Origin of the sequence: Dolichospermum sp. FACHB-1250 (assembly GCF_014696335.1) — a bacterium.
GTDB lineage: Bacteria > Cyanobacteriota > Cyanobacteriia > Cyanobacteriales > Nostocaceae > Dolichospermum > Dolichospermum planctonicum.
In genome coordinates this window covers 1-12,354 of record NZ_JACJPZ010000035.1, presented here as the reverse complement: position 1 = coordinate 12,354, position 12,354 = coordinate 1, and the positions used below count along the sequence as shown (strand labels likewise).

At 38.3% G+C, this 12,354-nt stretch carries 14 protein-coding genes and 1 riboswitch; of the genes, 9 read left to right on the top strand and 5 right to left on the bottom strand.

What is annotated here, in order from left to right; all coding sequences use genetic code 11:
* Nucleotides 1-186: 186 nt before the first annotated feature.
* Entirely contained in the window at nt 187-576 is a 390-nt protein-coding gene (locus tag H6F39_RS13470) for a DUF1815 family protein (RefSeq protein WP_137907577.1), read from the bottom strand.
* A 642-nt stretch (nt 577-1,218) separates the two neighbouring features.
* On the opposite strand from H6F39_RS13470, the gene dapB reads away from it, so the two are divergent.
* Nucleotides 1,219-2,055, top strand: coding sequence for a 4-hydroxy-tetrahydrodipicolinate reductase (gene dapB / locus H6F39_RS13465; RefSeq protein WP_137907578.1), 837 nt, complete (start codon nt 1,219-1,221; stop codon nt 2,053-2,055).
* A gap of 85 nt (nt 2,056-2,140) precedes the next feature.
* Nucleotides 2,141-2,824: a phosphate ABC transporter permease gene (locus H6F39_RS13460; protein WP_137907579.1), complete on the top strand. Its 684-nt coding sequence runs from the start codon at nt 2,141-2,143 to the stop codon at nt 2,822-2,824.
* A 32-nt stretch (nt 2,825-2,856) separates the two neighbouring features.
* Here the strand turns inward: H6F39_RS13460 and H6F39_RS13455 are convergent, their stop codons facing one another.
* The 3 genes from H6F39_RS13455 to H6F39_RS13445 all read right to left on the bottom strand — a co-directional run bounded on the left by H6F39_RS13455 (nt 2,857) and on the right by H6F39_RS13445 (nt 4,626).
* On the bottom strand, nt 2,857-3,666 hold the full coding sequence (locus H6F39_RS13455; protein ID WP_137907580.1) for a TPM domain-containing protein: 810 nt from the start codon (nt 3,664-3,666) through the stop codon (nt 2,857-2,859).
* 172 nt (nt 3,667-3,838) lie between these two features.
* The gene (locus tag H6F39_RS13450) at nt 3,839-4,246 is read right to left on the bottom strand and encodes a hypothetical protein (protein WP_190396858.1); all 408 of its coding nucleotides are present in this window, start codon (nt 4,244-4,246) and stop codon (nt 3,839-3,841) included.
* Nucleotides 4,247-4,257: 11 nt separating this feature from the next.
* Nucleotides 4,258-4,626, bottom strand: coding sequence for a YtxH domain-containing protein (locus tag H6F39_RS13445; protein ID WP_190396857.1), 369 nt, complete (start codon nt 4,624-4,626; stop codon nt 4,258-4,260).
* Nucleotides 4,627-4,751: 125 nt separating this feature from the next.
* Nucleotides 4,752-4,915: riboswitch (cobalamin riboswitch) on the top strand.
* A 21-nt stretch (nt 4,916-4,936) separates the two neighbouring features.
* Here H6F39_RS13445 and H6F39_RS13440 point away from each other — a divergent pair.
* The 6 genes from H6F39_RS13440 (at nt 4,937) to H6F39_RS13415 (ending at nt 9,530) form a co-directional block, all read left to right on the top strand.
* On the top strand, nt 4,937-5,716 hold the full coding sequence (locus H6F39_RS13440) for an energy-coupling factor ABC transporter permease (RefSeq protein WP_190372479.1): 780 nt from the start codon (nt 4,937-4,939) through the stop codon (nt 5,714-5,716).
* A complete protein-coding gene (locus H6F39_RS13435) occupies nt 5,703-5,999 on the top strand; it encodes an energy-coupling factor ABC transporter substrate-binding protein (protein WP_137907583.1) in 297 nt (98 codons plus the stop codon). Before H6F39_RS13440 ends, H6F39_RS13435 begins: the two co-directional genes overlap by 14 nt.
* A 2-nt stretch (nt 6,000-6,001) precedes the next feature.
* Nucleotides 6,002-6,814: a cobalt ECF transporter T component CbiQ gene (gene cbiQ, locus H6F39_RS13430; RefSeq protein ID WP_137907584.1), complete on the top strand. Its 813-nt coding sequence runs from the start codon at nt 6,002-6,004 to the stop codon at nt 6,812-6,814.
* Nucleotides 6,789-7,610 (top strand): energy-coupling factor ABC transporter ATP-binding protein, encoded by an 822-nt coding sequence (locus H6F39_RS13425; protein ID WP_137907585.1) that lies wholly within the window; start codon nt 6,789-6,791, stop codon nt 7,608-7,610. Before cbiQ ends, H6F39_RS13425 begins: the two co-directional genes overlap by 26 nt.
* Nucleotides 7,611-7,839: 229 nt before the next feature.
* A complete protein-coding gene (locus tag H6F39_RS13420; protein ID WP_190372481.1) occupies nt 7,840-8,619 on the top strand; it encodes a hypothetical protein in 780 nt (259 codons plus the stop codon).
* A gap of 452 nt (nt 8,620-9,071) precedes the next feature.
* Nucleotides 9,072-9,530 carry a pentapeptide repeat-containing protein gene (locus H6F39_RS13415; RefSeq protein ID WP_137907589.1) on the top strand — a complete coding sequence of 153 codons (459 nt, stop codon included), beginning with the start codon at nt 9,072-9,074 and terminating at the stop codon, nt 9,528-9,530.
* A 381-nt stretch (nt 9,531-9,911) separates the two neighbouring features.
* Here the strand turns inward: H6F39_RS13415 and metK are convergent, their stop codons facing one another.
* Nucleotides 9,912-11,150 (bottom strand): methionine adenosyltransferase, encoded by a 1,239-nt coding sequence (gene metK / locus H6F39_RS13410; protein WP_137907590.1) that lies wholly within the window; start codon nt 11,148-11,150, stop codon nt 9,912-9,914.
* A 334-nt stretch (nt 11,151-11,484) separates the two neighbouring features.
* Here metK and tsaB point away from each other — a divergent pair, with 334 nt between their 5' ends.
* A complete protein-coding gene (gene tsaB / locus H6F39_RS13405; RefSeq protein WP_137907591.1) occupies nt 11,485-12,192 on the top strand; it encodes a tRNA (adenosine(37)-N6)-threonylcarbamoyltransferase complex dimerization subunit type 1 TsaB in 708 nt (235 codons plus the stop codon).
* Nucleotides 12,193-12,354: the final 162 nt, after the last annotated feature.

The following is a 12,354-nucleotide window of genomic DNA, read 5'->3' as shown; positions in this document are numbered from 1 at the left end:
CACGCCGCGCTATCAGATATAATGCCCGTAGCCTTCAATGTGATAAGAATTTGATTGCTGGCTGATAAATATAAATTATAAATTATAATTTATAATTTATGACTTATAGCCAGTAGACAGATTGGTTTGTCATTCTCGAACCTAGTGCGAAATAACAACTTTCAACCCAAACATAGTTTCAAGTTGTTATGGTTGGGTTTTCACCCTTCCTGAACTTTTCTGTAAAATGCGTTTACCTGTCGGAGATGAATACTCAGTATCTCTAGACTTTTGTATAGACTGTTTGACGAGGGTAGCTAGTTCTTCTAACTGGTTAATCGCTTCTGCACCTTCTAATTTCATTAATTCACGATCATCACGCATTTCTGTCCAAGTAATCCCATAATCTGAGACTAAAAAGCGAATTAAATGATTGTCTCCTAAGCTGACCATAAAGGATGCGCTGTTCATCTGATCGCCACAAGTATAGCAGGAAGCAGGATAACCGTGCCGTTCTAGTACAACCGCCAAGGCTTTCAAGTTCATTACCAAATCTTGTACAAATTGTCTATGTTCGTTTGCTAGTCTCAAAAACACTTTTGCCCTCCAGACACCACAGTCATTTGAGTTTATTTTATATTTTCTTTAGATTCTCTCACTAATTGGCATTGTAAACTACTTATTACAATTTTCGGTTGCTTATGAATTCGTTCATGAGTTATCTCCTCCAGGTTAGTGGATAACGATGATTTAAGAAGTATCAAACTATTCAATTTAAATTTTCCTGGTACTTATATTACCCACTATTCTGGACACAGTTACTAAAATTCACATTTTTACCTCCTCTATCCGTCTGAATTGTACTTGATCAAATTAAGACGCTTTCAGTTTAACTTAAATCCACTGATAGTCAAGTTCGTTAAAGCTATATATTTCCAGTATTAGAGACCATGTATAGCCGAATTGAGCTAATTCACCATATCTAACGCCTGTTTTCGTTATTTTGATTTTGATGTCCACTGCCAATAAATACCATACAGTATAGCACGGATTAAATTAATGGAACTGTTGAATATACATACTCAATATCTTATTTAAAGAATACTATTTAGGGACGAACGGCCGTTCGCCCGTACACAGAAATTACTAAATAAGCTGTTGAGCATTTAAAGTCTATTCTTGTCAGACTTGCATTTGTGAGACAATTTTATTGTTGAATTGAAAATAATTGTTAAATCTATGAGCAATCAAGCTTCTATCCCAGTTATTGTCAATGGTGCGGCTGGTAAAATGGGACGTGAGGTCATTAAAGCAGTAGCCCAAGCATCTGATTTGACTCTACTGGGTGCAATTGATACTACTCCGCAACATCAAGGTAAAGACGCTGGAGAACTAGCGGGTTTAAGTGAACCCTTAGAAGTACCAATTAGCAATCAGTTAGAACCTATGTTGGCCTATGTGGCTGGGGAAAGACAGATGCAGCCAGGTGTACTAGTTGATTTTACCCATCCTGATGTGGTATATAACAGTATTCGCAGTGCGATCGCCTATGGAATTCGTCCAGTTGTAGGAACTACAGGTTTAAGTCCCGCACAAATTCAAGAATTAAGTGATTTTGCTGAAAAAGCCAGTACCGGTTGTTTGATTATTCCCAACTTTTCTATTGGTATGGTATTACTACAAGAAGCGGCTGTTAGAGCTTCTCAGTATTTTGATCATGTAGAAATTATCGAACTCCATCATAACCAAAAAGCCGATGCTCCCAGCGGTACAGCCATTCAAACTGCTCAACTATTGGGAGAACTGGGCAAAACTTTTAACACTGCTATGGTGGAAGAAACGGAGAAAATAGCAGGAGCTAGAGGCAGTTTAGCAGATGAAGGGATTAGAATTCATAGTGTGCGCTTACCAGGACTAATTGCCCATCAAGAGGTGATTTTTGGTGCCGCTGGGCAGATTTATACCTTACGTCATGATACCAGCGATCGCGCCTGTTATATGCCAGGAGTATTATTAGCCATACGCAAAGTTAACCAGCTAAAGTCGTTAGTATATGGACTAGAAAAAATACTGTAAAACACTCAGCAATCATCTGTGAGAAATTTTCGATTGGCGATTTTTCCAATCCAAAATCTAAAATTCAAAATCCAAAATCTAAAATATGCTTGTTCCCCTAACTCGGCAAAAATTTGAACAAATTATTCCCCTAATTGCCTCTGGACCACAATATAAATACTATTGGGGGAAGTTTAGTAATTTTTTGCAGCGGCTATTAATTTCCGTAGTTACCATGGCTGTGCTACTGCTGATACAATTTTTGTTTAGATTGGAATTTGGGTTCATATTCTTTTTTGGGGTATTTGGTGCTTTCTTTTGGCTATGGTATCCCATATTACAGGCAAGTATCCGCAATGGAAAATGCCGCCGTTACAAATACAGTGGATTTTTCCGGGGACGAGTGCTAGATTGGTGGATTACAGATCGGTTAATGGGCAAACAGGAAACCGTCAACAGTAAAGGTGAGTTAGTAATTATTGAAAACCGCGAAAAGCGGATTAACCTAGAAATAGGTGACGACACAGGATTTAGTGTTGAATTTGAAGCCCCACTACGTCCTGCCCACAAAGCCATTACTCGTGGTCAAATAGCCGAAATGGTGGTCATGTCAAATCGTGCTGATTTAAGCACAATTGAAGAATTTAGTGATATATATATTCCTAGTCGTGACCTATGGGTAAGTGATTATCCATATCTCCGACGAGACTTCTTTAATGAAGTTAGTATGCGTTTACGTGCGAACCAAGAAAGAAGACCTCGCCGTCGTTCAGGAAGAAAAGGGGGGTAGAGAATACCCTATTCCCCAGTCCCCTAAACTTCTCAGGATTCAGCCCCCGAAGGAGGCCGACTAAAAACAGGGGATAAATAAGCCACTAAAGCACCAATAGCAAAGGCGGAAATATTGCGAACTAGAGGCAACCAGTCACTTGTACGGGTAATAACTGGAGCAATACCGAAGGCAATAAATAACATTCCCCATAAGGGTGAAAAAATTAACGCCCATTGCCAAGCAACTATTTGTTTATCGTTGCGGGGTTGAGCGGCAAAACCGCAAATAATTCCACCGACAGCGGAGGTGACAAGGGTGAGTATCCATTGTTCTCTAGGGAGTCCAGGAACTACATTACAACCGCCTTTAAGTAAGCAACCTTTGACTGAATCTAAGGACTGGAGAATGGCTTGATCTTCTCCTTGTTCACGGACAAAGTATAAGTTACCAAAGCGGGTTTGTAGTTCAATCCAGAAGGTGCGGGGTAAGAATTGATAAACTGCATCACCTACGCTAAAACTAAGAATGTTACCACCACGGGCATCCGCGACTAGGAGAATACTTTTATCATCTAATCCCCAATATTTAATTACTGCTCTACCTGGGGTGCGGTCATACTGCGTTAAAACGCGCAATTTCCAACCAGTATCAGCTTCAAACTGGTCTAATTCTTTAACTAATTTTTCTTCTTGGGGGTCAGGGAGAGTTTTTGCTAAATCTACTACTGGTGTAACAAAGCCCGGTAATAAATCGGGATTTTCATAAGCTAGGGCTGATGGAGAATTAATTGCCCAGATTGACCCAGCAAAGCAAAATAAGGCAATTGATACTAAAATTCGTCGCCAAGAACACAGGTGCATGAACGTTTTTATACTATTATTAACAGGATAATGTAACAAGTGCTTTGCAAAGAGTCACGTAAAAGAGATACTTCTTTACACTTCTTTACTTTACTCTAATATTCGTTAGATAGATCAACAAAACCTGATTTAGAAATTAGGGACTGGAGATAACTGTGATGTTATTGGTAATTTATTGTTGATTAGTTAGGGTTCTGGCACTTCTTTTAGCAGGTTTTTTCCGATTGAAACTTGTCCACGCAGCTTTAATACCAATTAAAACACTACGAGTGCTGATTTGAAGATTTTCTGCTTGTTTTTTGGCAGTATTTAGGCTTTGATCAAATTGTTTGACAACTTGACCGGCACTTTTGACACCTTCACTAACATCATCAGTTAAATCTGTTATTTCTAAGCTGGTGTTGCGGATAGCATTAAGAGTAGGTGGTAACTCCCGCGAAAGAGTATCAAAAAATTTTTCAGCACTGCGAGCGGCACGGGCTAATTCCTGTAAAGCAGGTATAGATGCCACTAAAACGGCTGTGAGACTAGCAGCAACCAAGAGGATAGATAGTCCCAACCAAAATAAAGGATCAATCACTGTTATCTCATTTATGAACGTTCTAGTTTTTGAGTCAAATTATCGGTTTTGTCTGGGATGCTGCTAACATCAACAGTATTTTTCTGACTTAAGCCTTGGCTTTCGCGCTGAGTAGCATCTATGCCAACTGCGATCGCTTCCCGCAGTCTATCTACAGTTTCATCCCAGTTTTGCAGGGTGCTAGTAGAAATACGATCTGCCTGAATTTGTACGCTGGTAGAGATATCTTCAGCTAATTCAGGGATAGCATGAGCGGATTTTTTGAGAAGTTTACGCGTTTCGCGGCCTGTGCGGGGAGCAACTAGCAAACCGGCTAAAGTGCCGATAGCTGCCCCTATCATCAAACCGCCAATAAAGATTCCAGAACGCTTGTTAGTCATTTTTTTAATTTTCCACTCTATAAAACTTATCTTATATCTTGCACGCTGGCGATGAAAATTTGGGGTGACAAAGCACCCGGATTTTGTCTAAGTTGTATAGAGAATTAAGTTCTATTGGGAATAATGATATAGTTGTTACCATCGGTTCTGATGGGGAGCAGCCAATGGCTAACACCTCGCTGCACTATTGGACGTAAGGGGGAAAGTCTGGTGCAAGTCCGGCACTGTCCCGCAACTGTGAGCCAAAATATGGTAATTCAGAATGCCCACCGATAGAATTACGTTTATATAAATCTGCGAGGTACAGATTATGTCCAGAAAAAAACAGGCATTAGTTAGTCTCACCCTAATGGCTGTTATTAGTTTTTACTTGGTAGTTGGTTTCCCCAAACCTGCCTACGCAATGCACATTATGGAAGGTTTTTTACCAGTGCAATGGGCAATTTTTTGGTGGGTTGTAACATTACCATTTTTCATTTTAGGATTGCGTAGTCTAACTCGCATTACCCAAGCTAACCCAGAATTGAAACTCTTATTAGGTTTAGCTGGTGCTTTTACCTTTGTCCTGTCAGCGTTGAAAATTCCTTCTGTCACCGGTAGCTGTTCTCACCCCACAGGAACGGGATTAGGTGCGGTGCTGTTTGGACCTCTGACTATGACAGTCTTGGGTAGCTTGGTATTGTTATTTCAAGCTTTGTTACTGGCCCATGGTGGTTTGACCACACTTGGTGCAAATGCTTTTTCCATGGCGATCGCTGGACCCTATGCAGCGTACTGGATATATAATACCACAATGCGGCTGAGTAGTAAACAAAAAATCGCCATCTTTTTAGCAGCAACCTTGGCAGATTTACTCACCTATATTATCACTTCTATCCAACTTGCCTTGGCTTTTCCTGCACCAGTCGGTGGATTTATCGCTTCATTTGCCAAATTCGCGGGAATTTTTGCCCTTACTCAAGTACCCTTAGCAATTAGTGAAGGATTACTAACTGTCTTAGTTTGGAACTGGTTACAATCTTATAATCCTCAAGAATTGGAACTTTTGCAATTAATCAAGGGAAGAAATCACGGTAATGAATCAATCTAATAAAAGTTTAAATAACTGGTTTTTAATATTAGCAGTTTTAGCCTTAGGAGTTGCACCATTAATATTTGTGCCTCATGGAAAGTTCGGCGGTTCTGATGACAAAGCTAAAGCCGCTATTACAGAAATACAACCTGAATATAAACCTTGGTTTCAATCACCATTTACACCAGCTAGTGGGGAAATAGCCAGTTTATTATTTGCTTCTCAAGCAGCTTTAGGTGCGGGAGTAGTTGGTTACGCAATTGGTGTATATAAAGGACGTTCAAAACGAGAAAGAAGTTAAGAATGACTTTAAAATTAGATACCCTAGCTTACACTAATCAACTGCGAAGATTACCACCAGAACATAAACTCATTTTTGCATTTACCACTCTGATTATTTCTCTTTGTAGTCATCCTCTAGTGCAAATTTTGATAGTAATTTGGATGAGTATTTGGACAGTAATTTATGCAAAAATTCCGGCTGGAGTTTATTGGCGCTTGTTAATATTCACTATAGTTTTTTGTTTGACAAGTTTACCAGCATTAATGGTAAATGGAGTTGAAATTTCTCATCTAGAAATTGTGAAATTAGATTCATTTTATGGGTTAAATTTTGGAGACTTCTATATTTATATCAGTCGGAGTGGCTGCATTCAAGCATGGGGGATTTTAACTAGAGCATTAGCTTCTGTTTCTTGTTTATATTTTCTCATGTTAACTGTCCCGTTTACAGAAATTTTGCAAACTCTACGTTGGTTAAGATTTCCAGTGCTTTTAACTGATTTATTATTACTAATGTATCGGTTTATTTTCATTTTATTAAAAACAGCCAATGAATTGTGGACAGCAGAAAATTCTCGTAATGGCTATCGTAATTGGCATACTAGCATGAAAAGTTTAGCATTATTAATCGGACAATTATTGCAGCGAACTCTACAACAATATAGTCAATTTTCTCTGGGATTGCAAGCACGAGGTTTCGCTGGTGAATTGCGATTTTGGCATCCCCGACGTTATCGTTTATCTCCACGATATACCATTGAAGCAATTTGTGGCTGTGTAATATTAATAGGATTAGAAATTTGCCGAAATGCAGGAATATTTACTCGAATTTGATCAGGTCTATTACACCTATCCAGGTTCACAAAAATCAGCTTTAAATGGTTTAACCATGAGGATTCCTTCTGGTAAAAAATGTGCCTTAATTGGTCAAAATGGTTGTGGTAAAACCACACTTTTCTTACTGGCTAATGGACTATATAAACCAAGTTCTGGAATTGTCAAATGGTGTGGTGAAGCATTAATTTATAATCGCCATTATCTCAGTAAAATCCGGCAAAAAGTCGGTTTAGTATTTCAAGACCCTGAACAACAATTAGTAGCTTCTACAGTTGAAGAAGATATTTCTTATGGTTTATGTAATTTAGGTTTACCCACAGGAGAAATTAAACAGCGAGTAGAACATATATTACGTGAATTTGAATTAACTAATTTAGCAGAAACACCAGTACATCATCTCAGTTTAGGACAGAAAAAACGAGTTTCCATTGCTGATATTATGGTACTAAAACCGCAGCTTTTAATATTAGATGAACCAACGGCATATTTAGATATTAAACATACTCGTAATTTGATGATAACCCTCAAAAAAATTCATCAACATGGTCATACTTTATTAATGGCCACCCACGATTTAGATTTAGTATATCGCTGGGCAGATTGGGTTTTTGTTATGGATAAAGGACAATTGATGCTAGAAGGAAAACCAGAAGATGTATTTAGCCAACGGACACTTTTAGAAGAATTAGAATTGGGTGTACCATTAATATATGAAATGTTGTTTAATGGGCTATCACCTGAAGAGAGAATAATTATAGAACGAGTCCGACAACGGATATTAAAAGATATTTGAAAATGTAGTTAACCGTAATATATTTTTGTGAATACATTGTAGGTTGGGTTAAGCGACAGCGCAACCCAACAAAGTTCCGAAAATGTTGAGTTTCCTTGGGTCAACCTAACCTACTTAGAAGTGGAATGTCAAAAGACAGTCTGTCAAACATTTTTTAATTCTGTTAATAAAATAAAAAGGAGATTATTTATAGTAAATTAGTTAATTAAAATCTCTGTGGAAATTGGATATGCAGCTTCAAGAAGTCCCTAATATTGCAGTCATTGTTGGTGAAAATGCCGTTACCCTTTCTCAATTACCTTCTGTGTGGCAAGATATTGCTAAAGGTAGGGCAAATGTTAAACTCAGTGATGCAAAAATCTATGTGGAAATGGCGCAGTTATTTCAATATAAACTGCAATATGGTGATGTTGACTTGTTTAATGAACGTCCCCAATTATTTCATTTAAAACGCTCATTTTCAGAGCTATTTGGGCAAATGGCACGAGAAACCCTAGAATTTTATGGTCATGATTTTATAGTTCATAATTATCCTAACTTTGAAGAAGTTTTGCGTAATTTGGAATCAAAAGGTTGTAAATACAGTGACGAAATCAAAGTAGCGCGTATTGGACTAGAACTTTTCCAGGAATTTGGTTATGATCTACCAGCAAGTTTTTATCATGTCCATTTAGCGCCAATTTATCGAGATCATGTATTTGAAGAAAGAGCTTTAAGATTTGATCAACGAGATATAGAACATAAACGTAGTTGGGATGCTATACTACACGCAGGTAAGGTATTTGCCATGCAAATGAAGGTACAAAGTATCGCCTCCAAATACGGTTTTACCTATCAACATGGCTGCGGTTGCAACTCTCATCTATCTTCCATTGATCAATCTTCTGGTACATTTGAGTATGAATTAAGTTTGGAAAAACGTCAACGCTGGATTCGGAGTTTTATCTGGACAGCTTGGTATGAATATGCAATATTTCCCATTGTGCCGAATACTATTTATCTGGTTTAATAAGACGACAAAATAATTTCATGGGTAATGGGAGATTTACACCTCCCATTAATGATTCATTTGAACTGAAATTTTTACCAGATATAATTTTTACCAGATATAAATGTGAAGAGAGAGAATAAATTCGGGATTTACTGAATAGATATCTTATAAAAAAAATTATAGGGACGATTCATAAATTGTCTCTACAAGGGTTTGGTGGTTACGCGCATTTAATTTTCACCAGATTTCTTGATAACTTATCTGCGGTTATCTGCGGTTATCTGCGGTTATCTACGGTTATCTGCGGTTATCTGCGGTTAATTATCCTCTAGATCCTAACTCTATATTTTGCCCATTTGTGAAAAAATATCAAGCTTGTCATTTAAATCAACATTCTCCAGCCAATTAGTGAGACAATAAAGGCGTGAGGGCAAGAACGGACATAACTCCATTATAAAGGGGGAAATTTTATGAAACTCCAACTATTAGCCGCTATGGCCTTGATAACTCCCCTGTTTCTAGCTAATTCAGTTCAAGCTGGAAGCAAACAAGATTTGCAGAAACTTTTGTCAACCAGAGAATGTATTCAGTGTAATCTATCAGGGTCCAACCTCAGCGGTGCTCATTTGATTGGTGCTGACTTACGGGGCGCAAACCTTCAAGGTGCTAACCTGACAAATGCTAACTTAGAAGGTGCTGACTTGACGGGAGCAAATTTAGCAGGTGCTAATTTAACATCAGCTTTTGTTACCAATGTTAACCTAAAACAAGCCAATCTCAACAACGCCAACCTGACTCGGGCAACCATTCACGATTCTAACGTCTATCAAGCATCAATGGATAATATTAATATTACCGATGCTGGTATATATAACACAGGAATCGGTATTGGTGGAGAATATGGAACTACTCTTCCCGATTGGGACTAAGCTGTTACGCATCTAAATTTGATAATCCTAATCTAGCTAGATGTTGTGGTGCGGGCATACTTCGACCAATCTCAGTACAAGTCTTGCCCGCTAGAATCATACAAATTAAATGCAGTACAACTTAGGCAGTTAAATTTACACATTTTAAGTTTGTTTCACAAAAGGAAATATATTTTGTTTGTACTACCGGATTTATCCCTGATTCTCTTCCCTTACTGTCTCTGAGATAGGAATAAGTCCCAACTACAGTCTAGGAATTATGATACTTGTGTGAGTTACAACTCAATTAAAAAAGAGGTTATAGATAATTAAATTATCCATAACCTCAGTATAATTTTTTGTTGTCAAACTAACTACTTAAGCAATTAAACCCGAATTATGTTAATTAATTGCTTGCTTTAACACATCTACCTTATCCGTACGTTCCCAAGGTAAATCCAAATCCGTTCTTCCCAAATGACCATAAGCCGCAACGTCCTGATAAAAACGTCCGCCTCTTTCACTTGGTAAGTTACGTAAATTGAACACATGGATAATTCCCGCTGGTCGGAGTTCAAAATTCTCTTTAACTAAGTTTAATAGAATTTCATCATCTACTTTACCCGTACCAAAGGTATCAACAAAAATGCTAACAGGCCGAGCCACACCAATGGCATAACTTAGCTGTACTTCACACTTTTGTGCTAAACCAGCCGCGACAATATTTTTAGCAGCATAGCGAGCAGCATAAGCAGCAGAACGGTCTACTTTCGTGGGGTCTTTACCGGAAAAAGCACCGCCACCATGTCGAGAATAACCACCGTAGGTATCAACGATTATTTTCCGTCCTGTTAAACCAGAATCTCCCTGAGGTCCACCAATAACAAACTTACCAGTGGGGTTAACCAAAAACCTGGTTTCTTGACTTGGCTTAATAGTAATATCACCAAATATAGGTTCTACTACTTCCGTCCACAGGTCAGCTTTAATCTTTGCCTGTACCTCAGCATCATCGCTAATATCGCCAATAGTAGCTGTATGTTGAGTAGAAACCAAGATAGTATCAATACCTACAGGTTTACCATCTTCATAGACTACCGTGACCTGGGTTTTACCGTCGGGACGCAGGTAAGGGAGAATACCAGCTTTGCGAACTCCTGCCAATCTCCGGGCAATGCGGTGCGCTAAACTGATAGGTAAAGGCATAAGTTCTGGAGTTTCGTTGCAAGCAAAACCGAACATGATACCTTGATCACCAGCGCCGATTTTATCAAATAGTTCTTCACTATCCTCAGTCCGGCTTTCTTTGGCTACATTGACACCTTGAGCAATATCAGGTGATTGTTCGTCCAATGCTATTAAAACACTGGCACTATTTGCAGAAAAGCCGTTATCTGCGTCAGTATAGCCAATTTCCGCGATTTTTTTTCTGGCAAGATGGACATAATTAACATGAGCTTTGGTGGTAATTTCTCCAGTAATTAGCACCAAACCAGTATTAACTACAACTTCTGCCGCCACACGGCTATGAGGGTCTTCTGCGAGTAGCGCATCAATAATCGTATCAGAAATTTGATCACAGATTTTATCTGGATGACCCTCTGTAACTGACTCGGAAGTAAATAAATAACGACGAGACAAAGGAAATTCCTCCTGTGAAAATTTTTTGACTTAATTTCTGAAATCATAACAACATTTGCAGTTTTCGTAGTTAAGTATCTTCTATTTCAGTATCAAATAATTTATATGTAAATAAAAGTTATCAAAGTTACGGATAAATAGTTATAAATAAGTTATAAATAATTAGTTATAATTAGTATTATCTGGTATTTATGCTAAAATTAGCATTCAATTATACTATTAAATCTATCTTACAGTATATTTCCAACCAGTAACACCAATTCTCACAAACTCCATTAATATTAAATTAAAAGCCCAAAATCAAAGCTACCTAGCTTCCATCCCCAAATAAAATATATTTACTTTGACGACCATATTGCCACTAAATAAATACGCTTTAGCATTGCACACCACCACACCAGAACTAGGTTTGGCAATTAGCAACTTTGCAGATCATACCCAATCTCAAGTTTGGAATTTAGGGCGTGACTTATCTAGTCATATCCATCAATACCTGATGGATATGATTAAACCACGAACCTGGGCAGACCTGGAATTTATCGCCGTCAGCCAAGGACCTGGTGGTTTTACGGGAACTCGCATTGGTATTGTCACCGCTCGTACACTAGCACAACAGCTAAAAATTCCAGTATTTACCATTTCCACTCTAGCTGCAGTAGCTTGGCAAGAACATAGCTCACACAACCATTGTAGTTTTGCGGCTAAAATTAAAAATACTACTCCCCTAACGCGAAATTACCAATATCCAATAATTGCAGTAGAAATGCCAGGACAAAGGGGACAGATTTTTGGTGCTATTTATCAACCAACCCCTGATAATTCCAGCCTTACTGCTTTGTTGCCAGATACAGTATTCACCCCAGCCGCATGGCAAGAAACCCTTGCTAATTGGCATACCAGTTATCAGTTAATTTCGGCTACATCTCAGTTAGCCGCCACTGTTAACAGTATTTTGGAATTAGCTTATTTAAAGTGGCGGCAAGGCAAACACCCACATTGGTCCGAGGCTCTACCCTATTATGGACAGCATCCCATAGATTGATTATTTTGAAATTTGTCTAACCCTTACCATATAAAGCTTATAGCCAAAATCAGAAATTAAATTCACCCGATTTAAAAAAAGTTTTGAAAAACCCTTGACAATAACCGGCAGGATTGATATATTGAATAAGTGCCGGGGAGAGAAACAACTCACGGCAACTGA

Excerpts from the sequence above, each read along its gene's own strand:
- dapB (WP_137907578.1), top strand. The coding sequence starts at position 1,219 with ATGAGCAATCAAGCTTCTATCCCAGTTATTGTCAATGGTGCGGCTGGT.
- H6F39_RS13420 (WP_190372481.1), top strand. The coding sequence starts at position 7,840 with ATGCAGCTTCAAGAAGTCCCTAATATTGCAGTCATTGTTGGTGAAAAT.
- H6F39_RS13435 (WP_137907583.1), top strand. The coding sequence starts at position 5,703 with ATGAATCAATCTAATAAAAGTTTAAATAACTGGTTTTTAATATTAGCA.
- H6F39_RS13445 (WP_190396857.1), bottom strand. The coding sequence starts at position 4,626 with ATGACTAACAAGCGTTCTGGAATCTTTATTGGCGGTTTGATGATAGGG.
- H6F39_RS13415 (WP_137907589.1), top strand. The coding sequence starts at position 9,072 with ATGAAACTCCAACTATTAGCCGCTATGGCCTTGATAACTCCCCTGTTT.
- H6F39_RS13460 (WP_137907579.1), top strand. The coding sequence starts at position 2,141 with ATGCTTGTTCCCCTAACTCGGCAAAAATTTGAACAAATTATTCCCCTA.
- cbiQ (WP_137907584.1), top strand. The coding sequence starts at position 6,002 with ATGACTTTAAAATTAGATACCCTAGCTTACACTAATCAACTGCGAAGA.
- H6F39_RS13455 (WP_137907580.1), bottom strand. The coding sequence starts at position 3,666 with ATGCACCTGTGTTCTTGGCGACGAATTTTAGTATCAATTGCCTTATTT.
- H6F39_RS13440 (WP_190372479.1), top strand. The coding sequence starts at position 4,937 with ATGTCCAGAAAAAAACAGGCATTAGTTAGTCTCACCCTAATGGCTGTT.
- H6F39_RS13425 (WP_137907585.1), top strand. The coding sequence starts at position 6,789 with ATGCAGGAATATTTACTCGAATTTGATCAGGTCTATTACACCTATCCA.